This is a genomic window from Limosilactobacillus reuteri (assembly GCF_020785355.1).
Taxonomy (GTDB): Bacteria; Bacillota; Bacilli; order Lactobacillales; family Lactobacillaceae; genus Limosilactobacillus; species Limosilactobacillus reuteri_I.
In genome coordinates this window covers 1-25,935 of sequence record NZ_JAJGVH010000067.1, presented here as the reverse complement: position 1 = coordinate 25,935, position 25,935 = coordinate 1, and the positions used below count along the sequence as shown (strand labels likewise).

Here is a 25,935-nt window from a genome sequence, read left to right as displayed (position 1 = left end):
TTAGGAGGTTTTTTAGATGAAAATTACAATTATTGGTGTCGGAAATATGGGAAGCGCAATTATGAAGGGATTAAGCCGTACGCAAAATTTCACCCTCAGTGCGATGAACCCTGTTAATTCACGTGTTACAAGCCTTGCTGAGAAGCTCGGATTTAAACTCGTTAATACAAATAGTGAAGTGGTTAACCTTACACCCGATATCGTAATTTTGACCACCCCAGCCCCTATTACAACCGCAGTCGCTAAAGAATTAGCCGTCCTTAACGACCACACTATTTTTATCTCTGCCGCTGCTGGAATTACTCATGCAGACTTAGCAAAAGTTCTTCCGAATAAAGAAATTGTTAATATTATTCCCAACACACCAGTTGAAGTTAATGCTGGCACAATTGGGCTTGCCTTACCAACCGGAATTTCTGCTGAATCAATTTCAAAAGTAATGACTGTTTTAGATAGTCTTGGTGATGTCATCGAAGTTCCAGAACGACAACTAGATATAATTGGTGTTATCGGCGGCTGTGGCCCTGCATTTGTTGATGTGATGATGGACGCAATGAGCGATGCCGCCGTCAAGCATGGTCTCGATCGCCAAACTGCATATGAAGTTATCGCCAGTATGGTAAAGGGTACGGGAACACTAGCCTATGATAGCAAGCTAGCTCCGGCATTATTACGTGATCAAGTAACATCACCAGCAGGTACAACGATCAAAGGCGTGGAAGCATTGGAAAAAAATGGTTTCCGTTACGCCATGATGGATGCTGTTGACAAAGCAAATGGTGAAGCATAAAACGCAAAAAGGGCTGCGGTTACGTCCATACAGCACAGTATAATAATGGCCTCCAGCGTCCGTTTTTTTACCGAACACTGGAGGCCATTACTGCTTACAGAAGTTGTGTTTATAATTATTTACTCTGAATTCGATCAAACATCAATCCCGGCACTGCATTCAAATCTAAGCCTGCACGGTCACCATGCTTGTAGTTAACATAACCAGCCGCCCCAATCATTGCAGCATTGTCACCACATAATTTCAATGGTGCTTGCAGCATAGGTACATCAGGATGAAATTCCTTCATATCATGATCTAAACGAGCACGGAGGCCATGATTTGCAGCGACCCCACCAGCTAAAATCAGTTGCTTCACTGGGTAATCATCTAACGCCCGCATCGTTTTTTCCGCAAGCACGTCAATGACACTTTGTTGGAAACTGGCTGCAAGATCATATTTATCTAATTTTTTCCCACGCTGGTCTGCATTATGAACAGTATTGATGAAGGCACTCTTCAACCCGCTAAAGCTAAAGTCATAATTATCTTCTTTTTCCATTGCTCGTGGAAAATTAAAAGTATCTTTACCCTTAGCTGCCCATTCATCAATCGTTTTTCCTGCTGGGTAATTGACTCCCAACACGCGACCGATTTTATCATAAGCTTCACCGGCAGCATCATCACGTGTTTCACCAATAATTTGGTATTCATGTTCAGATGGCATGTAAACTAATTCCGTATGTCCACCGGAAACTAACAATGCCATTTGTGGATATTGGAATTCTCCAACATAGCGTGCGGCATAGATATGGCCTGCCATGTGGTTAACCGGCACTAACGGAAGATTATGCGCCCATGCGATGGCCTTCGCTGCCGTCACACCAATTAATAATGACCCGACTAATCCCGGACCGTATGTTACTGCCACAGCATCTAGGTCATTATAGTCTACATCTGCTTGCTCTAAAGCTTCATTTGTACACTTGGTAATTTGTTCAATATGATGGCGACTAGCTACTTCTGGTACTACTCCACCAAAGCGCTGGTGACTATCGATTTGCGTTGCAACGATATTAGAAAGGATTTTATTTCCATTTTCAATTACGGCAACACTTGTTTCATCACAGCTTGATTCAAACGCTAAGGTTAATGTGCGTTCTGTCATAATAAAATACTTTCACCTCTACCTAAGTAAGTTTGCTTGCATATCAACGGCATCTTCATGATTGTCTAAGTAATAACGTGGTTTAATATGCTGGTTGCGGAAGCCTAAACTTTCATATAAGCGCCGAGCCGATACATTATGCACTCGTACTTCTAAACTCATCGAATGTAATTTTAAGTGCCGGGCATAATTTTTGGCAGTTGAAATAAGATACGTTCCAATCCCCTTATTTTGGTAACTTGGTGTAATCCCAATATTTGTAATATGCAAATCATAATGGTACCAGTCAATAGCTATTCCCATAAAGCCAACAATCTGCTGGTCATCCTCAATAACTAAATATAGTCGATCACACGGCCGTTGGAGTTCAATGCGAAAAGCAGCATAACTCCATGGTGCTTTTCCATAGATTCTTTCTTCAATTTCGACTAAAGTTTGAATATCTTGCTCTTTTGCCATCCGGACCACATACTGATGGCCGGATATCATTACTACTCGTCGCGTAAAATCAAGGGTCGGTCGTTTAGTAGGATTGGTCGTATTGACAAACCATTCTTTAAACTTCTCGAACATAATTCTTTCTTTTTTCTCCAGGATGAAGTTTTTGCCAATTAGCCTCTGCTTCAGTAATTCGTAAATAATGCGGAACAAAGGGGTCAATCTCTTTAACCGGTTCCTTCATTTTACCTGCAAGAGCTAATTGATAAGTTGACGGAATGCTATAAGATCGTGGCAAAAGGGTCACATTAGCTGGCAATTGATCATAGTTGGCCTGAATCTTATCAGTCATCTGACCCACTAAAACAACTTGTTGACCTAATTTTGCAAGTTGCTCAAGCAAAACATCAATTCCTAAATGCTGATCTTCTATTTTATTTATTAACTTGCCATTTTCCCACTGGTAAGCACCAGCAAATACATTTCCTCGGCGGGCATCAAAGAAAGGAACAATAATTGCTGATGATGTTGGAACTACATTACGTGCTAACACTGCTAGACTTGATACGCCAACTAAGTCAATCTTTTCTGTATCAGCCAATACTTTAGCGGTTGTAACTGCAATTCGTACTCCCGTATAAGATCCTGGTCCCTGTGCAACCACTACTCGATCAATATCTGTTGGCTGCCACTGAACTAACTCAAATAACTTACTAATTGCCGGCATTAAATAAATGCTATGATTGCGAACCATATTAAGGGTCGTCGTTGCCAACAATTGCTCATCTTCAACCAACGCTACGCTCATTGGGTGGTTGGATGTATCGATGGCTAGAATCTTCATCTTTTATCAATCCTTTCAATCATCTTACATCTTATCACACTGGATCAGCTTTGACTTCTCTTTTAATTTTTTTGTTTATTTACGACAAAACAGGCCCCAACAATTTTTTTGCTGAGAGCCTGTTTGTTATTTTAAAACCGATTATTAGTCGCGATCATCATAACCCTTTGGATGAGTTGAATGCCACTTCCAAGCAGTTGCGATAATGTCGTGAACATCATCATACTTAGGACTCCATCCAAGAATATTACGCGCCTTATCACTAGCAGCAACTAATGAATCTGGATCTCCTGGACGGCGTGGTGCCATTTTAGCTGGAATAGGTTGACCCGTAACTTCACGGGCTGCTTCTAGCATTTGCTTGTTAGAGAAGCCAGTGGATGAACCAAGGTTAAAGGCATTACTCTTGTTACCTTCTTGAAGGTACTTAATAGCAAGAATATGAGCATCTGCTAAATCCATAACATGAACATAGTCACGAACATTGGTACCATCTGGTGTATTGTAGTCATCCCCAAAGATACTCAATTCATCACGCTTACCTTGCGCAACCTGAAGGATAATCGGAACTAAGTGTGTTTCTGGACCATGGTCTTCACCGATCGTGCCATCAGGAGCAGCCCCAGCAACATTAAAGTAACGGAGGGCAACAAACTTAATACCATAAGCTTTATCAGCCCAATCCATCATTTCTTCCATCATTAACTTACTCAAGCCATATGGGTTAATTGGCTTTTGGGGATCCGTTTCCTTAATTGGCATATGCTCTGGAACCCCATAAGTAGCAGCGGTTGAACTAAAGACAATATACTTAATATCATGATCATGCATTGCTTCAAGCAAAGTAATCATTCCACCAGTATTGTTATCAAAGTACTTCAATGGCTTACTCATTGATTCAGGGACAATTGAGAAAGCAGCAAAGTGAACAACTGCAGTAATATCTTCATTGTCAAAAATCTTGTCTAAGAATTGACGATCACGAATGTCGCCTTCGTAAAACTTAGCCTTGGGATTAATCGCATCCCGGTGACCCGTTGATAAGTTATCAGCAACTACTACGTCTTCACCATTTTCAATAAGATCTTTTACCATATGGGAACCGATATATCCGGCACCACCAGCAACTAAAATTGACATCTTGTTTCCTCCTTGATCCAACTAAAGCTTTCATAGTGATTGTAGCACAGTTTTACTGGTTCTAATTAGTAAAATTTAGTAAAAAGAAAGTAAAGCTTTTAGCAGATAATTTTATAGTGAAGATTTTAGCTGATTAAAATTAATCTGCTGCTCAAGGTACTTAAATAATAAGCCCTCCCTTAATCCACTATTACTAAAACTAATCTCGTTAATTGATAATTGCCGGACAAGAGAGATGAGTGGTAAAAGACCCCCGACAATTACATCTGCTCGCACTTTCGTAATTCCACGGATTCCTGCCCGCGTCTGCCGATCCGCTTCTAATAACTGCCGCATAATCAAAAAGGCTTCTTCTGAACGCATTGTTAGCCCATGAACCGGTCTGACTTCATCAGGATTAAGAGCTTGTTGCCACCGATATACCTTCGCCAATGCACGGTTGCATCCCCCAAGTGCCACAATCTTTGTTTCCCGCATCCGATTCAACCACAATTGTTGAGAGAGGACCTCATCAATTTTAACCATGGCATCAAATAAATCAGCTGGATTAATCTGATCTTCAAGGTGGTAAGTTTGCGAAATGCTGACTGAGCCGATCGGAATACTAACCGCTTCTTCTGCTTCACCATTATTTACCGAGATTAATTCCATACTTGCTCCTCCAGTATCAATGATTATCCCCTTATCAATTGGAAGAGTCTGGTTAACTCCAACATAGTCAAGATATGCTTCTCGTTCCCCACTAATTACGTGAATTTCAAAACCGGTTTCTCGCTGGACCTTTTCAAGAAATTGCAGTTGATTTTGTGCTTGACGAACGGCGGCAGTTGCAACCGCAATAATTGTCAGATTCTTATTTCGATATCGATCACAAATTGCCCGAAATTCTTTTAAGGCATCAATAGTCCGCTTTACGGGAGTTGATTTCAGCATTTTTTCTGGCCCCATATTTGAAGCAAGACGAACGTATCTTTTTTCGTATTGAACCGTTTCAAAGCTCCCGTTATCTTGAATTTTTGTTATTTTAAGCCGAACTGAATTCGAACCTAAATCAAGAATTGCCAAGTACTGCTCATTGCTCATAAATTACTCATCCTTTCGCTCATCTAAATGAAGATTGGGAACATGGCGAGTTAAAGTTTCAAAAACTGAAGAAAAATGTTTTTTTGCTTTCTTCTCCTTTTTCTCACGCGCATTCAATTTCATTGCTTGTTTAACAAAGTATTCTTGTGAGCTGAATGGTGCAGCATCACCACGATCAATCCGTTCATAATGATCTCCTACTAACCGGCGAGCCTTGACATTATCTTTCCACATAACGTCAAAAATATGAATTGCATGATCTTTTGTGTCTGGCTGGGTAACGGGATACAATTCTTCAACCCGCCGATTAAGATTTCTCGTCATCATATCGGCACTTGCAAGGTAGACTTCCTCATGACCATTACTCTTAAAGTAGTAGATCCGAGAGTGTTCAAGGAAACGTCCAATAATAGAATGAACCTCAATATTCCCATGCAGTTCTGGCAGATCATTCCGTAAACAGGTAATTCCGCGAATCAATAATTCAACCTTAACTCCACTAGCAGCGGCTGCGTATAGGCGGGCAATGATTTGCTTGTCAGACAAGGAATTCATCTTCATCCGAATTAACGCAGGATTACCATTTTTGGCATTTTCAATTTGCTCATCAATTTTGGCATTAATAAATGTCCGGATTCCATCAGGAGATACCCGTAATTCATTGAAATAAGCTGGTCGCGCAAATCCTGACAGCATATTAAACAGGTTTGTCATATCGATACCCAGCTCATGGTCACAAGTAAATAATCCCATATCGGTGTAAAAATGAGCTGTTACATCATTATAGTTACCAGTTCCTAGGTGCATATAACGCCGCAACCCATCTTCATCGCGACGGATAACCAAAGCAACCTTACAGTGTGTTTTAAGGCCAACTAAACCGTAAATAACGTGGCACCCCATCTGTTCAAGCCGTTGTGCCCATCGAACGTTATTTTGTTCATCAAACCGCGCTTTAACTTCAACTAAAACCGTTACTTGCTTGCCCTGTTGCGCGGCCATTCCGAGATACTTAATAATCGGTGAATTACCAGAGACCCGATAAAGAGTCATCTTGATTGCTAAAACATCTGGATCAATGGCTGCTTGGTGGATAAAGTTAACCACGGCTTGAAAATTATCATAAGGATGCTGCATTAAGTAGTCCTTTTGGCGAATCGAAGAAAAAATATTATGGTCCATATCTAACGCTGGATTGAGGTATGGCTTATATGGCGGATAGCGCAAGTCATCATGACCATCAACCATCCCCGATAATTTTTTCAAGAAAGTTAGATCGACGGGACCATCTACTTCATACAGTGATCGTTCACTTACATGCAGATTATCAATTAACTGATCCTTTAACCATTCATCGATTGAAGCTGGAACTTCTAGGCGCATTACCCGCCCGTGTTCTCGTTCTCGCAATTGCCGTTTGACTGCCCGGAGTAAATCTGACGTATCTTCTTCAGCAACGTCTAAGTCCATATCCCGCATAACTCGATATGATGCCGTAGCTAATATCTCATATCCAGGAAAAAGCGCGGTAAGGAATTCAGTAATAATTTCATCAATCAAAATGAAATTATTTTCTCCTGGCAGCCGGACTAACCGCTTATAAATTTCCGGAACACGGACTGTTGCAAATTTGATATCTGCTTCCTGTCGATCATCATGTGGTTCAATTTGTGGACGATGAACTTCTTGATCCCCTTCTAAAATTTCCTCTGCAACTGGTTTACTTGTTGGATGAATTTGCCGCCGCAGCTGAACAGCAATATTTAAGGAATTATTGGAGATAAAGGGAAACGGACGTGAGGCATCGTCTGCCATGGGAGTCAAAACTGGCATCAGCTCATCATTAAAGTACCGCCGAATAAATTCATATTGCTTCTCGTCAAGTTTGGGGACATGGAGAATATGAATATTATTTTTAGCAAGGTCTGGGATGATTTGCTGATTGTAAACTTCATACCGTTGCTTAACCATCCGATGTTCTTTTTCATTTACTGCATCCAACTGCTCTTCTGGAGTGAGACCAGACGCATCAGTAGTAGTAACGTTGGCAGCAGCAAGTTTATGAAGCGAGGCAACACGCACCATAAAAAATTCATCAACATTGCTTTGGGTAATTCCCAAGAAATTAGCACGTTCTAACAACGGATTGGCAGTATCAGTGGCCTCTCCAAGCACTCGGCCATTAAAGTCAATCCAACTCAATTCCCGATTGACATAATTCTGTGGCTTATAAAACTCCTTATACATCTTAAAGATCACTCCTCTCAGTTAAGACCGGTTCAATTCCGTATACATCCTTAAATAGTTGCGACTTTTTACTAAAAGACCACTTTTCAAGAACAAGGTCATCATTGGCTGTTGCTTTAATGATTAAACGGCTATCTCCTACCAGCTTCAATTTAATATTTGAAATTTTTTGTAGCCGCGAATCATCTAATGCATCCACTAATCGTAAAATAGCAGCTAATTTTGCTACTGGCATCTGGATCTCATCATCGAGATGGCGGTAATGAGCTTGACTAATATCTGGAGACTCTGCACTATGATATCTTGCCACTTCAGCAATAATCCGATTATCTTTATCCGAAAGCCCAATTAAGGGATTAGCCTCCATAATATAAGCAGAGTGGCGGTAGTGTCCTCGTTGATTAATAAAATTACCAATGTCATCAATTCTACTAGCTATTTCTAATAATAATCGCTCATGCTGACCAAGACGATGAATTGGGCGTAATTGGTCAAAGAGTTGGAGCGAAAAGCGTGTTACAAAATCCCGATGAGCTGAATCAACACCGTATCGTGAAGAAATATTATCGGCAGCTGTTCTGATCATTTCATTAATTTGCCGTCTCGTTTTAGGATTATCAACCCCAACTCCATGGGAAATCCCATCCATCGTTGAAATATCAGTTACGTAAAGGCCTGCTGGTTGAATTAAGCGCACTGTTCGCGCCGTTACCAAATAATTTGGTAATAATAATTCGAATTGTTGGTCATCAATCTGAATATTTTTCATTAAGCCATCTTTTACTGGCGATAAAATCTTTTGATAATCATCATGAAATTCATTTAGGGGAACTTCCGCGATCTGCTGATCATTTGGCAAAAACAATTTATTGAGTGAGAGGGCATTTTGCACCATCATTACTGTATGCTTTTTCTTTGTCAGTTCTGGTGTTAAGTACTCTAATTTACTACTGATATAATCTTGGATAATTTCAGTTGGATTGGTAGCAGTTTTTCGGAGACGGCCCACCAACTGACTGATTTTTGCATTACCAAGATCAATATCCCATGCCCGTTCAAAGCTTCCATGGTGAAAATAGGCCAAGGTAGTTGAGCTAAGACCGATGCTTAGAAGATACATATTGTGCTTACTAAGTTTCTCAAAATCTGGCAACAAGGTTAAAAGGTAGCTCATTGACTGAGCCATTAGTTGGTTATTGTTTAGCCATTCAATCTGTAACCCTGTCCGCACTTCTAACTGATCAGCCACATACCGGGTTGCGACGGGGTCGAGGTCTTCTAAATCGCCATAAAATTTAACTGGTGTTGCCTGGTAGTCATTAATAATCTGCTTAAATCCTTCAATATTATTAACAATTGCAGTCATGTTTTCTGAATAATTAGCAACTTTAGCGTTCCCGATATTTAGAAGGCCCGATCGAACATTATTTATCACTTTTAAAGTAGGTATCTCAATGATCCGTAAATTAACCTGATCGGGTTCGAGGTAAATAATCGCCGTTAAAGATCTTTTCACGTCAACTCACTCCTCATAATTACTACTATTCATAGAATACCATCTTCCTTTAAATGTCTCTACATTAAACCATTCAAGATCTTTTTGTCTATATTTAGGACTAAAATAAAATAGCAACTAATTTCCTGTCTAGAAACCAGTCGCTATTATTCATTGATTAATTTTTAATACCATTCTATCTCAGCAATTGCATCAATTTGCTCACCAACACCAATCTGATGATAAGTTACCTTTTCATCATTTGTTTGAAGCTTATTAACTTTACTTTCTACCATTTCTCCATTGCGTACCTCTTGAAGATACTGCAAATTAAATCTCTTTATCTGATTTCCGCGTAAAAAATCGCGCCCAAGAGGATCAAGAAGCCAATCAAAGTAACGAGCATTATTAACATGATGATTAGCATCAAGGTCAAAATAACGAACTTGATAATTCTTCTTTATTACTGAAGCATTTTCATCTAGTTTTTGAGGTCGTTTTAGGCGAGGAATCCTTTTCGCAACAGGAGCTTTAAATGGCTCAATCAAAGCAGGTGGAATGGATTGCATTCGCCGCGTCTTTAGATTCATAAACACAAAAATCGACCTAATTCGTGCATATTCAATCTGGTGTTCTTTATCCGTTATCCAAAAATCACGAACAGCAAAAAAGCGGTTATAGGAAACAGCTTTTGTTCCTAAAATGACAGTTTCCCCAAAAGAAGGCTGCTTTGCGGCAAGCTGTCCTTCATAGCCGCTTACTACCCACGTACCGCCAGTAGCCTGTATTTCTTCGGTTCCCATTCCTAAAAACATACTGTGCTCATCGGATACCATGGAAATCATACTTAATACCATACTCAAGCTTGGATGACTTGTTTCATCACACTCATAATATGTTAGTAAGTGCGGCATTTCGAATGTTTGTGCTTCTTGCTTTAACTCCATACTTTTCTCCTACAATTGATGATATTGTTTATACAATTCCTGGCGTTTTATATTATTTTTCTTTGCCACTAGCTTAATCGCAGCATTAGTGGAAAGACCATTTAAAATTTCCTTGTCAACCTGCTCTGTTAATGGCAATTCAATCTCATTATCCGTCTTCTCTGCGGGGTGCTCATTCCCTGCTACTAGAATAACGAATTCTCCTCGTGGTTGGTGATCTGCAAACCAGGCAGTTACTTCAGCAAGCGTTCCCCGGGTAAACTCTTCATAGCGTTTAGTGAGTTCTCGTGCTAATACAACCCGCCGTTCATTGCCAAAAACTTCCGCCATCGTAGCCAAAGTCTTTTTTAAGCGGTGCGGAGCTTCATAAAAGATCATCGTTTCTTTACGCTCTTTCAATTGCTCCAGTGCCGTTACTTGCTGCTGGTGTTTACGCTCTAAAAAGCCAAAGAAGTAGAACGGCTGGGGAACTAACCCCGAAGCAATAAGAGCCGTCAATCCTGCATTAGCGCCCGGAAGCGGAATTACTGGCAACCCTTCTCTAATGGCCGCCGCTACCAATTCCTTGCCGGGGTCAGAAATCGAAGGCATCCCTGCATCGCTGCACTGGGCAATCGAATAACCAGCTCTTAACTTCTCAATTAATTCCGGAACACGTTGTTCAGTATTATGCTCATGAAAACTAATTTGACGGGTCGATATATCAAAATGGTTTAATAGTTGCTGAGTATGACGCGTATCTTCAGCAGCAATCAGATCCACTTCTTTTAAGGTTTTAATTGCACGGAAAGTCATATCATCTAAATTTCCAATTGGGGTTGGAACCAAGTATAAACTTCCTGATTGGTGATCATTAAAACTACTAATTTGCTGCATACTATCTCCTATTTTGTCATTCCTTGTTCATGTCCAAATATTGCATCTAAACAAAAAGTACAAGATTCATTAGGCTCAAGACGCTTACCATAGTACTCACTGCAAACATGGAATCCCTGTTGGTAAAGCTCTTTTAAATTTTGCCGTGATCCAGATAATTGATTTTCACTATGGTGTGGCTGTTTTTCTTTAATCATCTGACGCAAATGCTTGTTTTCAATTGAAAGTTCCACATTTTCCTCAGAAATAGCAATAATTTTTGCCTGTAGTTGCTCCATTTTATTAACCAAATCCTGAGTCTGGTTCATCACCTGCGCAAATTGTTCATAAAGATTATCTGAACTATATTCTTCACTCATCTTTTCGCCCCTAACTAATGCTTAAAACCTGCACAAGCCGAATCGTCAATTGTTCAACAATATTTTGAAAACTAATATTTTGTTCTAACATATGACGAGTTTCCAACGTTAACTGACTAGCTGCTAACAATTGTTGAGGAGAGTATTTTCTAACTACTTCTCCCATTTCTCCTAAAATATTATTAAAGTGAAGACGGTTGGCTGCTGTAATTTCTGAATTTACCATTAGCGTATCACGCCAGATTAAGGTAATTAAGTCCAGAATTACTTGTTGTTTATCCCGATCGGTAGCTACTTTTTGCAGAATTGTCTGAACATCAACAAAGCCTAACATGCCATTTCGCGTCGTATCTTGATACCACTGAATGACTCCTTTGATCGCGCTCTCAAACCAATTATCTTCTTGCCATTGTTCAATCATTGCGACGGAATCTGTAATCCCAACAGCAATTTGTTGTTGAGATTGTGGAATATTATGTTCAGTTAAAACTGTTAACAATGCATCTCGTTTTAATGGTGGTAGTTCAATCACCTGTGTTCGTGATCGAATCGTTGGTAAGACAGCACTTTTATTAGTTGTTAGCATAAAAATATAAACGCCAGCCCCTGGTTCTTCAATAAACTTAAGAAGACTATTTGCTGCACCGTTTGTCATTTTATCAGCATCTTTAATAATAAAAATTTTCTTATTGCCTTCTACCGCACTCTTAGAAAACTCTGCTTTTAAGTGGCGAATCTCATCAACCTTTATTTGGCGACCTTCTGGAGCAGCATAGACAATGTCAGGATGGTTTCCAGATAAAATTCGCTGACACTCGGCACAGGTTAAGTCTGGTTCATTGTCCTGGGGATGAAGACAAAATAACCGTAATGATAACCATTGGGCAATTGACATTTTTCCTGAACCACCTGGCCCAACAAACAGATAAGCATGGGCAAGCTCATTATTTGATAATATTTTTTGAAAACGAGTAATTATTGCTGGTTGTAATTTTTCTGCACGTGTTTGTCCCTGTTCAGCCACCCATCTTCACCTACTTAAAATTTAATGAAGTCTTCTACTGGTAAGACAAAGACAGTTGCCCCACCAATCTTTACGTTGACAGGAAATGCCGAACCGCCTTCAACATCCATATGCATTTGCGATGTAACGTATTGTTCACGTGATTCAGCATTCTTTTTAATTACTGATAATACTTCTTGAACACGGTCGTCCTCAATTCCAATTAAAAATGTCGCATTCCCTTCACGAAGAAAGCCACCAGTTGTTGATAATTGAGTAACGTGAATATCAGCTTTATTAAATGCTTTTCGTAAACGATTGCTATCTTTTGATTGAACAATTGCAATAATCATTTTCATTATTAATCACCCTTTTTTATTAAAACAAATCTGAAAACCGGTCATGAATTGTTGCTTTTACGTCCTCAATCACTTTTTTCAATGGCTGGCTTGCATTAATCAACTTTATGCGTTCTGGATAATTCTGGTAGAGTTTTAAATAAGATTGACGAACAGTTCGATGAAATTCAAGCTTTTCTTCATCTAATCGATTAACTTGATTGGAACGATGCTCAGCAATCCGTTTTAAGCCAATTTCCGATTCAATATCAAGATAAATTGTCAACGCCGGCATTAGCCCATCAATCGCAAACTGATTAATTTGCCAAATTTCTTTTTCTCCAAGGCCACGACCAGCTCCCTGATAAGCAATGGAACTATCTACAAATCGATCACACAGAATAACTTTCCCTGCTTTCAGCCCCGGAATTATTTCTGAAACAATGTGTTGCCGACGAGCAGCAGCAAAAAGCAATGCTTCTGTCCGCCCATCCATATCGGTATTTTGACCATCAAACAGTACCTGGCGAATTTGCTCAGAGATCTTATTACCACCCGGTTCACGAGTATACATAACTTTTTCTGTGCCAAGCTGATCTTCCAATTCCCGTTGGATCTGTTGGATTACACTTGTCTTACCCGCGCCATCTGGTCCTTCAAATGATATAAATTTACCGTCCATTTCTCTCTCCTAGCGATCAATTACTCCATCATTTAATTTCCCGTGAACTTTAAATTTGCGAGCAATTTTATATAGGTATAAAAATTTCTGCTCTTGAATCCGGGAACGATAATGAAGTTCACTATTAACGTTTGCTTCATATACTGCCCGTTCAGTTTCACGTGCATGATCCCAACTAGCCTTCGTAGAGTATACCGCTTCTAGCAGACGTTGGTTTCGTTCACGTTCTACCTCTTTAGTCGGCCGCTTAAAAAACATTTTCTTACATCTCCGTTCGCCCTTGCACTGCTTTGAATAATGTCATCTCATCAGCATAGTCAATATCAGCGCCAACTGATAACCCATGCGCCAACCGAGTAACTTTAATTCCCGCAGGCTTAATTAGCTTGGCGAGGTAACCGGCCGTCAACTCACCATCAGATGAAGCATTCGTTGCAATAATAATTTCCTTTACTTCATCATCTTTCTTTAGTCGTTTAAGTAAACTTGTAATATTAATATCTTCTGGGCCTGTTCCTGCAACTGGAGAAATAACTCCATGAAGGACATGGTATAAACCATGGTATTCATGCATCCGTTCCATTGCCATAACGTCTTGTGACTGCTCAACAACTAGAATTTGCGAATGATCACGGGTCTTATCGCGACAAATTGGACAAGGGTCGTCTTCAGTAATATTGCCACAAATACTACAGTTATGAAGGTCCCTTTTAGCAGACAGAAGGGATTTAGCAAAGTTTGTTACATCGTCTTCTTGCATACTCAAAGTATAGAATGCCAGGCGAGTTGCAGTCTTTTGCCCGATTCCTGGCAACTTAGTATAGCTTTCAATTAATTTCGCTAATGGTTCTGGATATTGGATCACTTTTTACAACCCCATACCTTGCGTATACTTACCAAGCTTTTGTTGAGTAGCATCATTGACTTGTTTCATTCCGTCTTTCACAGCAGCAATTACCAAGTCCTGAAGCATATCAATATCATCTGGATCAACTGCTTCTGGCTTAATCTTTAAATCAATTAATTGATTATCCCCGCTAAACGTAGCAGTTACCATATCATCTGGTGCTTTTCCAACAAATTCCTGTTTAGCAAGTTCTTCATGTTCAGCCATCATTTTCTTTTGCATTGCCTTAGCTTGCTTCATCATTTGTTGCATATTCATTCCACGCATCATAATATCATCCATCCTTTTTCTTAATTATCTTCTATTTTAACAATATCACTACCAAATAGCTTTTGTGCTGTTGCTACTTGGTTATCTTCTTGAGGTGACGTTTCTTCAGTTAGTGCCTCATCTTCTGGGGGGAGCGGTGGTTCCTCCATCGGTGCTGGTGTGGCCGCAGGAGTTTGTCCGCTTCCTTCAGTAGTTTGTGGCTTTTTAGTAGGTTGCGACTTTTGCTGATTCTTACCAAAACCATGATCTTTAATAAAGTCTTGCCGAATTTTTGGCCACTTATCCTTAGGTACAAAAACAACTTGCCGTTCATTCCCAGTTAAACGTTGCAAAGCACTTTCCATATTCTTTAACAACGTTGTATCATCAGCGGCTTGCTGGAATAAGAACGGATAATCAAAAGCAACAATTATTCCCACGGCACTAGCGGCAACCGGTTGCGAAACGTGAAGTAAGGACCGTTGCGGCACCGACAATAGGTTCAACATATCTCCCCATAACTCACGAACATTTATTAAATCTTGACGAGTCGCATTTTCTAATACTGGGTAAATCTTATTGAGATTAACCTGCACTTTCTTTTGTTGTACTCGCGGCTGCTCATTTTGTTGCCGAGGTGATGGTCGACTAGCCTTTACCGGCGCATTCTGCAACTGTTTTACTGTTTGTTGCAATTGCTGTATCTCTTGTTGTAATTTTTCAATCGTCTTAATAGCTTCAGTATTTGTATCCGCAGAAACTGCTGGTGCCGATTGAATATTCTTTTGTGGTTCGATTTGTGCAAGTTTTATTGTAAGAACTTCCAAATACACATCCGGATGGGTCGTAAAACGCATCTCTTCTTGAATACTATTTAGTTCATCGATCATTTGGTATAAGGTCGCTGAAGAAGCAAGTTGGACTATTTCTTCAAAGTCTTCCTGCTTTAGACCTGTACTTTCAACACTAATCAAGCTTGGTAATTCTTGGTACAACAGAATATCACGAATAAAGGAAATCAAGTCCTCAATGAACCGCTGACCGTCTTTTCCTTCATCCAGAATATCTTTCATGGTATCAAGAGCGGTCGCCCCTTCATGCTTACTAATTTCCAAAAAGTACTTCTTTAATAATTGTTTAGTAACACTTCCTGTAACTAGTAAAGCATCATCCAACTTTACCTCATTATCACTGAAAGAAAGCACCTGGTCAAGAATACTCAACGCATCCCGCATTCCTCCTTCAGCGGCATTCGCAATTACCCATAATGCTTTTTCATCATAAGTAACTTCCTTTTGATCAAGGATATATTTCATTCGATTAAATGCATCTTCTGCTGAAATTCGTCGAAAATCAAATCGTTGAACTCGCGAAATAATTGTTAAAGGAATTTTATGGGGTTCCGTAGTTGCAAGAATAAAAATCACATTGGCTGGTGGTTCTTCAAGCGTTTTTAGCAATGCATTAAAAGCCCCTGTTGAAAGCATGTGAACTTCATCAATTATATAAACCTTGTATTCCGCTTGGGTAGGGGCATATTTTGCCTTATCCCGAATATCACGAATCTCTTCAACCCCATTATTAGAAGCCGCATCGATTTCAATTACATCATTTAATTGCCCGTTCGTAATTGCTTTACAAATCTCACACTCATTGCACGGTTCGCCATCCTTGGAGTGATGACAATTAACCGCTTTAGCAAAGATCTTCGCTGCTGAGGTTTTACCAGTACCACGTGGACCAGCGAACAAGTATGCATGGCTTATCTGGTGAGTGATAATGGCGTTTTTTAGGGTTCTTGTAACAATCTGTTGACCGACAAGATCATCGAATCGCTGTGGTCGCCAGACACGATATAATGCCTGATAACTCATCGCTAGACTCCCTTTCTGAATTTAAAATACTATAAAATATTATACAAGGAATTAAGCATATAAAGTAGTTAAAATACATTTTAATTAAAATTTTAAAATAAAAAAGACCCGCAACAAATTATTACGAGTCAGCTTAATTATCAATAAAACTTAGAGCACAAGGCATATCATACTTAGTGCTGCTTCCTTCCAGACCTGACACGGTTCGTAAGCATGCCCTTGCTCTAAGGCCTTACGGCAAATAGTATGATACACTATTTTTCTTTAAATTACTAGAGGTTAGTCTTATTTTTTCTTCGGGCCTCTTTCCGACGACGGCGAATTTCACGGAAAAAGTTTTTTAACATTTGGCTACACTCATCCCCTAAAATACCAGAATGAACATTAACCTGATGATTTAAACGTGAATCACTTAGTAAATGGTATAAGCTATCAACTGCCCCTGCTTTCGGATCAGCGGCACCATAATAAACATTTTTTATCCGTGCATTGATAATGGCACCGCTACACATAATACACGGTTCTAACGTAACATATAAGTCGCAATCTTCTAAGCGCCAGCTCCCTAAATTTGTGCATGCTTCCATAATTGCAAGCATTTCTGCATGATAGGTAACATCTTGAAACTTTTCACGCATATTATGACCACGTCCAATTACCTGTCCATCGTGGACAACAATCGCACCAATTGGTACTTCATCTAAAATTCTGGCTTGTTTTGCTTCTGCAATCGCCATCTTCATAAACTTTTGTTGTTCAGATAATGATGAATTGTTTTTTTTCATTCTTTTTCTCCAAGTACTTAAAATTACCCTGCTTTTAAGTGTATAATAATAGACTGGTTTTTCAAATTAATTTTATTAATCACCTGCTTAGGCATTTTATCAAAAAAAGTTTCACAGATGTCAATCGCCAGTTCAAGTACTATATATTGTGTTTCACTATTTCACAAGCACGAAATATAGTGCTTTTTTAATTGATTTTTTCTGATTCACCGTTATACTAGAAAACATCGACTAATCGTTTAGGAGGCCTCGTGAAGATGGTAACTGTATTTTCAAAAAATAATTGTATCCAATGCAAAATGACAAAACGTTTCCTTGAACAGCACAAAATTTCATTTATTGAACACAACATCGATGAACAACCAGAATACATATCACAACTTAAGTCGGAGGGTTTTATGGCGACTCCAGTTGTAAAGCTTCCTAATGGTCAAGCTTTTTCTGGCTTTCGTCCTGATCAATTAAACCAGCTTGCCTAAGTTTAAATAAACTAATATTTTGCCAGGCATCAATTCGCTATTGGTGTACTGGCTTCTTTATTGACATAATCAAATTAATTCAGAAAGTGAGTTATTAATATGGCGTTATCTGATATCGATATGACCAAAGTTAAATATTACGATTATAACAACGAAGTAAATATCCCAAAAAACGGACAAATTCAACTAGATAAAGATAAATTGGCCTTAGAAGACTTTATCAAAAATAATGTTGAGCCAAATACCAAAAGATTTTCTTCATTAAAAGAGCGTTTTCAATGGTTAGAAGAAAATGATTATATTGAAGAATCTTTTATGAATAAATATAGTGAAGCGTTCATTGAAAAGCTTTACGATTATTTAAAAGCACAAAACTTCCACTTCCATTCTTTTATGGCTGCTTACAAGTTCTATGCCCAATATGCCTTACGGACAAATGATAAAGAGTACTACCTTGAAAACTATATTGATCGGGTCGCAATGAATGCTCTTTACCTTGCTAACGGTGATGAAGAACTAGCAATGCAGCTCGCTGATGAAATCATCCATCAACGTTACCAACCCGCAACGCCAACCTTCCTTAACGTTGGGCGTAAACGCCGGGGAGAATTCGTCAGCTGCTTTGCGATTCAAACAACGGACGACATGAATACCATTGGTCGAACAATCAATTCTGCCCTCCAACTTTCTAAAATTGGTGGTGGTGTTGGAATCAATTTAAGCAACCTTCGTGAAGCTGGTGCCCCAATCAAGAAAATACAAGGTGCTGCTAGTGGAGTTGTTCCCGTAATGAAGCTGTTAGAAGATAGTTTTTCCTATTCCAATCAACTTGGACAGCGGCAGGGAGCTGGAGTCGTTTACCTTAGCGTCTTCCATCCTGATATTATTGAATTCTTAGGAGCAAAAAAGGAAAACGCTGATGAAAAGATTCGCTTAAAGACCCTTTCTCTCGGAATTACGGTGCCTGATAAGTTCTATGAATTGGTAGAACAGAATGCTGATATGTACTTGTTTAGTCCCTACGATGTTGAACGAGTATATGGGACGCCATTCTCCTATGTCGATATCACAAAAGAATATGATAACTTAGTGGCAAACGATGATATTCGCAAGAAGAAAGTTAATGCCCGTGACTTAGAAGATGAAATCAGCAAACTCCAACAAGAATCAGGCTATCCTTACATTATCAACATTGATACAGAAAACCGGGATAATCCGATTAATGGAAAAATCGTGATGAGTAATTTATGTTCAGAGATTGCTCAAGTACAGGTACCAGCGCGAGTAAATGACGATCAATCGTATTCAGAAATGGGAATTGATATCAGTTGCAACCTTGGTTCAACCAACATTGCTAACATGATGGAAAGCCCTGACTTCGGTAAATCAATTAAGGCAATGATGCGGGGACTAACCCGAATCAGTGACGTAGAAGACCTAGATGTCGTCCCAACTATTCAAAATGGAAATCGGCTTGCCCATTCAGTTGGCTTGGGTGCCATGGGATTACATAGCTACCTCGCTAAGCACCATATTCAATACGGAAGTCCAGTTGCAATTGAATTTACAGGCGTGTACTTTATGCTCTTAAACTATTGGTCATTGGTAGCATCAAATGAAATTGCCAAAGAGCGACAAGAAACTTTCCATGATTTTGAGAATAGTAAATATGCGGATGGTTCCTACTTTGACAAATATGTCACTAAGGATTGGGGTCCACAATCAGATGTTGTTAAAGGTCTTTTTGAAGGTATTTTCATCCCTGGAATTGAAGATTGGAAGAATTTGAAAGAAAAGGTGATGAAAGATGGTCTTTATAACCAATATCGTCTTGCTGTAGCGCCAAACGGTTCAACTTCCTACATTAATGACTCAACTGCTAGTTTGCATCCCATCATTAATCGTGTTGAAGAACGGCAGGAAAAGATGATCGGTAAAATCTATTATCCTGCCCCATACCTTTCAAATGACACAATGCCTTACTATCGTTCTGCTTATGATATGGATATGCGAAAGGTCATTGACACATACGCCGCTGCACAACAGCACATCGATCAATCTCTTTCGATGACCCTCTTTATGCGGTCAACGATTCCAGCAGGCCTTTACGAATGGAAGAATGGACGAACAGATAAAATGACGACCCGTGATCTAAATATCTTACGGCACTATGCCTACAAACGCGGTATTAAGTCAATCTACTATATCCGAACATTTACTGACGATAGCGCTGAAATTGGAGCAAACCAATGTGAAAGCTGCGTTATCTAAGCCTAATCAGAATTTGATTTAAACGTTGGGCACTGGTAAACTTGATATTATGTATACAAACGGCTTTTGGTATCTCGACTTACTTAAAAGCAACGTATTTGGAGGAGCTCAATCAATGAAACTGGAAGAATTTAAACCTGTAAATCAATATAAAGCAATCAATTGGAATGAAGTTTCCGACATGATCGATAAAGCTACCTGGGAAAAGCTAACAGAACAGTTCTGGCTTGATACGCGGATCCCAGTTGCCAATGATATGGATGATTGGCGTGAATTAGATGACGATCATCAATGGACTGTCGGACATGTTTTTGGTGGTTTAACCCTTCTTGATACTGTTCAATCAGAAGCAGGATTAACTGCCCTTAAAGAAGATGTTAAAACTCCTCATGAAACAGCAGTTCTTAATAACATCCAATTTATGGAATCAGTTCATGCTAAGAGTTACTCAACTATTTTCTCTACCCTTAATACTCCAGACCAAATTAAAGAAATTTTTGAATGGTCTGATACAGAAGAATACTTGCAAAACAAGGCTGTTAAAATTGCAAATATGTATCTTGATCCAAGTCAAGACCCGCTAAAAAAGAAAGTAGCCAATGTTTTTCTTGAAACTTTCTTATTCTACTCTGGTTTCTACACTCCCCTTTATTATCTTGGTCACAATAAATTAAACAACGTGGCTGAAATCATTAAACTAATTTTACGGGACGAATCAGTTCACGGGACATACATTGGATACAAGTTCCAAGTCGGCTTACGTGATCGGACAGAAAAGCAGCAACAAGATATGAAAGATTGGATGTATAATTTCCTTTACGAACTATATGATAATGAAGAAAAATATACTCATCTTCTTTATGATCAAGTTGGTTGGACAGATGATGTCTTAACCTTCATCCGTTACAACGCTAATAAGGCATTAATGAATCTTGGTCAAGATCCGCTCTTCCCTGATACCGCATCTGATGTTAACCCAGTTGTTATGAACGGAATTTCTACTTCTACTTCTAACCACGATTTTTTTAGCCAAGTCGGCAACGGATATCGCATGGGTGCTGTTGAGGCAATGAATGATAGCGATTATGACGTTAAAGACCCAAACGCGGGAAAAGATATTAATGCTCGCGACTAGTTAAAAAATATAGTCACTATTTAGTTTATTCTAAGTAGTGGCTTTTTTATTATTTAAAAAAATAGGTTAAATTGATTAGTTAACTTAATAACTAGCTAAGTTCCATTAATATAGTTATCTTCATAGTTAAATTTGTGAAATGTACCGCAATTATGAGCAGTTATCGAATTCAGTCGTCCCTTAATCGTAAAAATAATACCAATGTTTTTTATTGCTATATAAGTATTATAAAGACAATATTGTAAGCGAATTCACAAAAAATAACCATTGTTTAAATGTTCACAAAGGTATTTACAAAGCAAAAAAATGTAGTAATATTATACATGTTCAAATGTTAACAAAGAAAAGGATTGAAAAAGGAGATTTCAATTATGCCTGCTAACAACAAAAAACAAGTTGAAAAAAACGTATTAACTGAAGAAGAAAAAAAGCAAAATGCGCAAAAATTAGTTGATGACATAATTGCCAAAAGTGAAGCAGCTTTTGAACAATTACGTTACTACTCACAAGAACAAGTTGATAAAATTTGTCAAGCCATGGCCTTAGCTGCTGAAGAACACCACATGGACTTAGCTATTGATGCAGCCGAAGAAACTGGTCGTGGGGTTGCCGAAGATAAGGCTATCAAGAACATCTACGCAAGTGAATACATTTGGAACAAAATCCGTCATGATAAGACTGTAGGAATTATCGAAGACAGCGATGAAAACCAAACTATCACTATTGCTGATCCACTTGGTATTATTGCAGGTATCGTTCCGGTTACTAACCCTACTTCAACAACGATCTTCAAATCAATCATTAGTGCTAAGACGCGGAATACAATTATCTTCTCATTCCACCGTCAAGCCATGAAATCTTCCATTAAAACAGCTAAGATTTTACAAGAAGCTGCTGAAAAGGCCGGTGCACCAAAGAACATGATTCAATGGCTTCCTGAAAGTAGCCGTGAAAACACAAGTGCATTGTTACAGCACCCTAAGACTGCTACTATTTTAGCAACTGGTGGTCCTTCATTAGTTAAAGCTGCCTACAGTTCAGGTAATCCTGCTCTTGGTGTTGGTCCTGGTAACGGTCCAGCTTACATTGAAAAGACTGCTAATATTGAACGTTCTGTTTACGATATTGTTCTTTCTAAGACTTTTGATAACGGAATGATCTGTGCTACTGAAAACTCAGTTGTTGTTGATGAAGAAATCTACGACAAGGTAAAAGAAGAATTCCAAAAGTGGAACTGTTACTTCTTAAAGCCAAATGAAATTGATAAGTTCACTGAGGGCTTCATTGATCCTAAGCGTCACCAAGTTCGTGGACCAATTGCTGGTCGTTCAGCTAACGCCATCGCTGATATGTGTGGAATTAAAGTTCCTGAAAACACTAAGGTTATTATTGCTGAATATGAAGGGGTTGGTGACAAGTACCCACTTTCAGCTGAAAAGCTTTCACCAGTATTAACAATGTACAAGGCCACTTCACATGAAAATGCCTTTGATATTTGTGCTCAATTATTACACTACGGTGGTGAAGGTCACACTGCAGCTATTCACACCCTTGATGATGATTTAGCAACTAAGTACGGTCTTGAAATGCGTGCTTCACGGATCATTGTTAACTCTCCATCTGGTATCGGTGGTATTGGTAACATTTACAACAACATGACCCCATCACTTACTTTAGGTACCGGTTCATACGGTGGTAACTCAATTTCTCACAACGTTACTGATTGGGATCTCTTAAACATCAAAACAATTGCAAAGCGGCGTGAAAACCGTCAATGGGTTAAGATTCCCCCAAAAGTATACTTTCAACGCAACTCACTAAAAGAATTGCAAGATATTCCAAACATTAACCGAGCATTCATCGTTACTGGTCCTGGAATGAGCAAGCGTGGTTACGTTCAACGTGTTATCGATCAATTGCGTCAACGTCAAAACAACACTGCCTTCTTAGTATTTGATGACGTTGAAGAAGATCCATCAACAAACACTGTTGAAAAAGGTGTTGCCATGATGAATGACTTCAAGCCGGATACAATTATTGCCCTTGGTGGTGGTTCACCAATGGATGCTGCTAAGGCAATGTGGATGTTCTATGAGCACCCAGAAACTTCATGGTATGGAGTTATGCAAAAGTACCTTGATATTCGGAAGCGTGCTTACCAAATCAAGAAGCCTACTAAGTCTCAACTTATTGGTATCCCTACTACATCAGGTACTGGTTCAGAAGTTACTCCATTTGCGGTTATTACCGATTCAGAAACTCATGTTAAGTACCCACTTGCTGACTACGCCTTAACTCCAAACATTGCGATTGTTGACTCACAATTCGTTGAAACTGTCCCAGCAAAAACTACTGCATGGACTGGACTAGATGTTTTATGTCACGCTACTGAATCATATGTTTCTGTTATGGCAACTGACTACACTCGTGGTTGGTCACTTCAAACCATCAAGGGTGTTATGGAAAACCTTCCTAAGTCAGTTCAAGGTGATAAACTAGCTCGTCGTAAGATGCACGACTTCTCAACAATGGCCGGGATGGCATTTGGTCAAGCCTTCTTAGGAATTAACCACTCCCTTGCTCACAAGATGGGTGGAGCATTCGGTCTTCCTCACGGTTTACTTATCGCTATTGCAATGCCACAAGTAATTCGCTTTAACGCAAAACGTCCACAAAAGCTTGCTCTCTGGCCTCACTATGAGACTTACCATGCAACTAAGGACTACGCTGACATTGCACGATTCATTGGTTTGAAAGGTAACACTGATGAAGAATTAGCTGAAGCATATGCTAAGAAAGTTATCGAACTTGCTCACGAATGTGGTGTTAAGCTTAGTCTTAAGGACAATGGTGTTACACGTGAAGAATTTGATAAGGCTGTTGACGATCTTGCTCGCTTAGCTTACGAAGATCAATGTACTACTACTAACCCAGTTGAACCACTTGTTAGCCAACTCAAGGAATTACTTGAACGTTGCTACGATGGTACTGGCGTTGAAGAAAAATAATCCAGCGCATAATTAAAAATTAAGACTTTTCTCCTATTAAAAAGGGACTGTGACATAAGTCTCTAAATTAAGAAGAGCCATTCGGAAATTGAAAAAATTTTCGAATGGCTCTTTCCTTTTTGATTTTTTACCTAGGAAATTGGACGGCCTTCCGGCCAATTTCTTCATATTTAATGCCATTAAGGCGACTCCAATTTGCTTTTTGACTTTCTTGAGGCCACGTACCGTGAATCTCGTGAATCCCAAATAAGCCTTCAAATTACCAAAAACTGTTTCAACATCGTACTTACGACGTGAATAAGTATTGGAACTTGAAAGCGACTTTCGTGCTTTGGCTTTAAAATACTCCCATTGTGGATTTACCATGATGTACTTGGTATTGCCATGTGGCGTTAATGCTTTAGGATTAATTTGATGATTTTCATCGTATTTTTCTGCTTGATATACTTTGAAGTCACGGTGAAATCCATACTTATCATTGCGGTAAGCGTAACGTTTAAAGTTAAAGCGAACACCAACCGGATTGATATAATAATCATCCTTAGCATGATATTCCCAATTCATCACTTTGTGATCATCAGACTTCCACTTACGACTGTTCTCTCTAAGCATTGTGCTGTAGGGAATGAGAGCCGTACAATCAGGTAACTCATCTTCAATATATTTATAATTACGTTCAGAACCATAGCCAGCATCAGCTACTATTTCTTTACCCAAAACGCCGTTTTGATCAAGATGTTTAAGAAATGGGATTAGTGTTCGAGTGTCAGTTGGATTTTGTAGGAGATCATAGCCAAGTACGAACTGTGAGTTAGTCATGATCTGAAGATTATATGCAGGTTTTGTTTGACCGTTACGCATTGGATCTTCCTTTAAGCGCATGAAGGTTGCATCATGATCAGTTTTAGAATAGCTATTACGTTTACCAGCGGTGGCTACTTGAGCTTTGTACTCGATATTTTTCTGACGACAATGATCTAATGCACGAAGGTATTTTTTAGCATGGCGGCGCTCTTGCTTTGCGGGATTAGGCGAAACCCTAGCGGTTTCTTCTACCCGCTTATTTAGTTCTTCAATTCGTTGTTCTAACAGTGCAATCGTAGTATCTAATTCATCGATTTGAAAATCGTCCAAGTTAGCATCTACTTTGACTTCCTCATGCATCTCACTAATTAACTTTCGTGCTTTGACAACATTCAAATCACTATATTTGATAGTACGCTTCTTCCATACGAAGGAATACTTATTAGCATTAGCAAGAATTTTAGTACCGTCAATAAAAGAAGCCTCATCAATCAATCCAGCCTTTTGAAGATAATCATGGAAATCTTTAAAACTAGCTTGAATCATTTCTGTCAGTTCTTTGGAAACGATAAATCTAGCAATTGTTCGATAAGTGGGGCGTTGTTCTTGGTTTAACCACATTGCGACAATGTTTTCTCGAGCAAATCTTTCGATTTTTCGACAAGAAACAATGCCGTAACTATAGGCCAGTAGGACTAATTTCAAAAGCATTCTCGGATCATATTCACGTGGTCGTCCCATAATATTAGGCTTAGAAATTGCCAAGCTTTCGACCAGTTGATGGATATAATAAGCTGGATGATTTTCTTCAGGTTGATAGTCAGTTGCCATAGCCAAAGTAAGTTGATTAATGTTATAATTATTCTGCATTATTATGTATATCCTTTCGAGGGTATTGAAGGCATCGAGGGTCAGTCGATGTCTTTTTCTTTTGTCAATATATCTATATTTTAAAGGAAAACGGAGCTGAATGAAATCCGAAGATTTCATCCAACTCCGTTTATTATTAGGGACTTATGTCACAGCCCCTTTTA

The 25,935-nt window shown here is 39.1% G+C and carries 24 protein-coding genes and 1 other RNA gene; 5 read left to right on the top strand and 20 right to left on the bottom strand.

Features of this window, described 5'->3' with window-relative positions; all coding sequences use genetic code 11:
- The first annotated feature begins 16 nt into the window (after nt 1–16).
- A complete protein-coding gene (proC, locus tag LMB56_RS03910) occupies nt 17–790 on the top strand; it encodes a pyrroline-5-carboxylate reductase (protein WP_122480746.1) in 774 nt (257 codons plus the stop codon).
- Between the two features lie 115 nt (nt 791–905).
- Here the strand turns inward: proC and tsaD are convergent, their stop codons facing one another.
- From tsaD to tadA, 19 genes are all read right to left on the bottom strand, one after another.
- Nucleotides 906–1,937 (bottom strand): tRNA (adenosine(37)-N6)-threonylcarbamoyltransferase complex transferase subunit TsaD, encoded by a 1,032-nt coding sequence (gene tsaD / locus LMB56_RS03905; protein ID WP_122480745.1) that lies wholly within the window; start codon nt 1,935–1,937, stop codon nt 906–908.
- 18 nt (nt 1,938–1,955) lie between these two features.
- Entirely contained in the window at nt 1,956–2,510 is a 555-nt protein-coding gene (gene rimI / locus LMB56_RS03900) for a ribosomal protein S18-alanine N-acetyltransferase (RefSeq protein ID WP_229283620.1), read from the bottom strand.
- Nucleotides 2,494–3,219 carry a tRNA (adenosine(37)-N6)-threonylcarbamoyltransferase complex dimerization subunit type 1 TsaB gene (gene tsaB, locus LMB56_RS03895; RefSeq protein WP_122480744.1) on the bottom strand — a complete coding sequence of 242 codons (726 nt, stop codon included), beginning with the start codon at nt 3,217–3,219 and terminating at the stop codon, nt 2,494–2,496. The genes rimI and tsaB overlap by 17 nt, the downstream gene beginning before the upstream one ends.
- Nucleotides 3,220–3,363: 144 nt before the next feature.
- Nucleotides 3,364–4,359 carry a UDP-glucose 4-epimerase GalE gene (galE, locus tag LMB56_RS03890; RefSeq protein WP_003666351.1) on the bottom strand — a complete coding sequence of 332 codons (996 nt, stop codon included), beginning with the start codon at nt 4,357–4,359 and terminating at the stop codon, nt 3,364–3,366.
- A gap of 111 nt (nt 4,360–4,470) precedes the next feature.
- On the bottom strand, nt 4,471–5,442 hold the full coding sequence (locus tag LMB56_RS03885) for a Ppx/GppA family phosphatase (RefSeq protein WP_109883738.1): 972 nt from the start codon (nt 5,440–5,442) through the stop codon (nt 4,471–4,473).
- Nucleotides 5,443–5,445: 3 nt separating this feature from the next.
- Complete coding sequence (locus LMB56_RS03880) at nt 5,446–7,689, bottom strand: RNA degradosome polyphosphate kinase (RefSeq protein WP_122480743.1); 2,244 nt, start codon at nt 7,687–7,689, stop codon at nt 5,446–5,448.
- Nucleotide 7,690: 1 nt separating this feature from the next.
- Nucleotides 7,691–9,205: an exopolyphosphatase gene (locus LMB56_RS03875; RefSeq protein WP_229280521.1), complete on the bottom strand. Its 1,515-nt coding sequence runs from the start codon at nt 9,203–9,205 to the stop codon at nt 7,691–7,693.
- A 164-nt stretch (nt 9,206–9,369) separates the two neighbouring features.
- Nucleotides 9,370–10,131: an acyl-[acyl-carrier-protein] thioesterase gene (locus tag LMB56_RS03870; RefSeq protein WP_122480741.1), complete on the bottom strand. Its 762-nt coding sequence runs from the start codon at nt 10,129–10,131 to the stop codon at nt 9,370–9,372.
- Between the two features lie 9 nt (nt 10,132–10,140).
- Entirely contained in the window at nt 10,141–11,007 is an 867-nt protein-coding gene (gene rsmI, locus LMB56_RS03865; RefSeq protein ID WP_122480740.1) for a 16S rRNA (cytidine(1402)-2'-O)-methyltransferase, read from the bottom strand.
- Nucleotides 11,008–11,015: 8 nt separating this feature from the next.
- Nucleotides 11,016–11,366, bottom strand: a complete 351-nt coding sequence (locus LMB56_RS03860) for a DNA replication initiation control protein YabA (protein ID WP_003676322.1) — start codon at nt 11,364–11,366, stop codon at nt 11,016–11,018.
- A 10-nt stretch (nt 11,367–11,376) separates the two neighbouring features.
- Nucleotides 11,377–12,390, bottom strand: a complete 1,014-nt coding sequence (gene holB, locus LMB56_RS03855; protein ID WP_109883730.1) for a DNA polymerase III subunit delta' — start codon at nt 12,388–12,390, stop codon at nt 11,377–11,379.
- A gap of 14 nt (nt 12,391–12,404) precedes the next feature.
- Complete coding sequence (locus LMB56_RS03850; RefSeq protein WP_003666336.1) at nt 12,405–12,728, bottom strand: cyclic-di-AMP receptor; 324 nt, start codon at nt 12,726–12,728, stop codon at nt 12,405–12,407.
- A 19-nt stretch (nt 12,729–12,747) separates the two neighbouring features.
- Nucleotides 12,748–13,389 (bottom strand): dTMP kinase, encoded by a 642-nt coding sequence (gene tmk, locus LMB56_RS03845; protein WP_122480739.1) that lies wholly within the window; start codon nt 13,387–13,389, stop codon nt 12,748–12,750.
- Nucleotides 13,390–13,398: 9 nt separating this feature from the next.
- Nucleotides 13,399–13,647 (bottom strand): YaaL family protein, encoded by a 249-nt coding sequence (locus LMB56_RS03840; RefSeq protein WP_003667379.1) that lies wholly within the window; start codon nt 13,645–13,647, stop codon nt 13,399–13,401.
- A 4-nt stretch (nt 13,648–13,651) separates the two neighbouring features.
- Nucleotides 13,652–14,254 carry a recombination mediator RecR gene (recR, locus tag LMB56_RS03835; RefSeq protein ID WP_003666331.1) on the bottom strand — a complete coding sequence of 201 codons (603 nt, stop codon included), beginning with the start codon at nt 14,252–14,254 and terminating at the stop codon, nt 13,652–13,654.
- A 3-nt stretch (nt 14,255–14,257) separates the two neighbouring features.
- Nucleotides 14,258–14,566: a YbaB/EbfC family nucleoid-associated protein gene (locus LMB56_RS03830; RefSeq protein WP_003666329.1), complete on the bottom strand. Its 309-nt coding sequence runs from the start codon at nt 14,564–14,566 to the stop codon at nt 14,258–14,260.
- A 20-nt stretch (nt 14,567–14,586) separates the two neighbouring features.
- Nucleotides 14,587–16,419, bottom strand: coding sequence for a DNA polymerase III subunit gamma/tau (dnaX, locus tag LMB56_RS03825; RefSeq protein ID WP_229283621.1), 1,833 nt, complete (start codon nt 16,417–16,419; stop codon nt 14,587–14,589).
- A 139-nt stretch (nt 16,420–16,558) separates the two neighbouring features.
- Nucleotides 16,559–16,656: signal recognition particle sRNA small type (ffs, locus tag LMB56_RS03820), an RNA gene on the bottom strand.
- A 35-nt stretch (nt 16,657–16,691) separates the two neighbouring features.
- The gene (gene tadA, locus LMB56_RS03815) at nt 16,692–17,204 is read right to left on the bottom strand and encodes a tRNA adenosine(34) deaminase TadA (RefSeq protein WP_003667373.1); all 513 of its coding nucleotides are present in this window, start codon (nt 17,202–17,204) and stop codon (nt 16,692–16,694) included.
- A gap of 257 nt (nt 17,205–17,461) precedes the next feature.
- On the opposite strand from tadA, the gene nrdH reads away from it, so the two are divergent.
- The 4 genes from nrdH to adhE all read left to right on the top strand — a co-directional run bounded on the left by nrdH (nt 17,462) and on the right by adhE (nt 24,097).
- Nucleotides 17,462–17,683: a glutaredoxin-like protein NrdH gene (gene nrdH, locus LMB56_RS03810; RefSeq protein WP_003666324.1), complete on the top strand. Its 222-nt coding sequence runs from the start codon at nt 17,462–17,464 to the stop codon at nt 17,681–17,683.
- 99 nt (nt 17,684–17,782) lie between these two features.
- Complete coding sequence (nrdE, locus tag LMB56_RS03805; protein ID WP_122480736.1) at nt 17,783–19,954, top strand: class 1b ribonucleoside-diphosphate reductase subunit alpha; 2,172 nt, start codon at nt 17,783–17,785, stop codon at nt 19,952–19,954.
- A gap of 115 nt (nt 19,955–20,069) precedes the next feature.
- Nucleotides 20,070–21,089, top strand: a complete 1,020-nt coding sequence (gene nrdF / locus LMB56_RS03800; RefSeq protein ID WP_003670529.1) for a class 1b ribonucleoside-diphosphate reductase subunit beta — start codon at nt 20,070–20,072, stop codon at nt 21,087–21,089.
- 371 nt (nt 21,090–21,460) lie between these two features.
- Entirely contained in the window at nt 21,461–24,097 is a 2,637-nt protein-coding gene (gene adhE / locus LMB56_RS03795; protein ID WP_122480735.1) for a bifunctional acetaldehyde-CoA/alcohol dehydrogenase, read from the top strand.
- A 36-nt stretch (nt 24,098–24,133) separates the two neighbouring features.
- Here the strand turns inward: adhE and LMB56_RS03790 are convergent, their stop codons facing one another.
- Complete coding sequence (locus LMB56_RS03790; RefSeq protein ID WP_229283424.1) at nt 24,134–25,771, bottom strand: IS1182 family transposase; 1,638 nt, start codon at nt 25,769–25,771, stop codon at nt 24,134–24,136.
- Between the last annotated feature and the right edge of the window lie 164 nt (nt 25,772–25,935).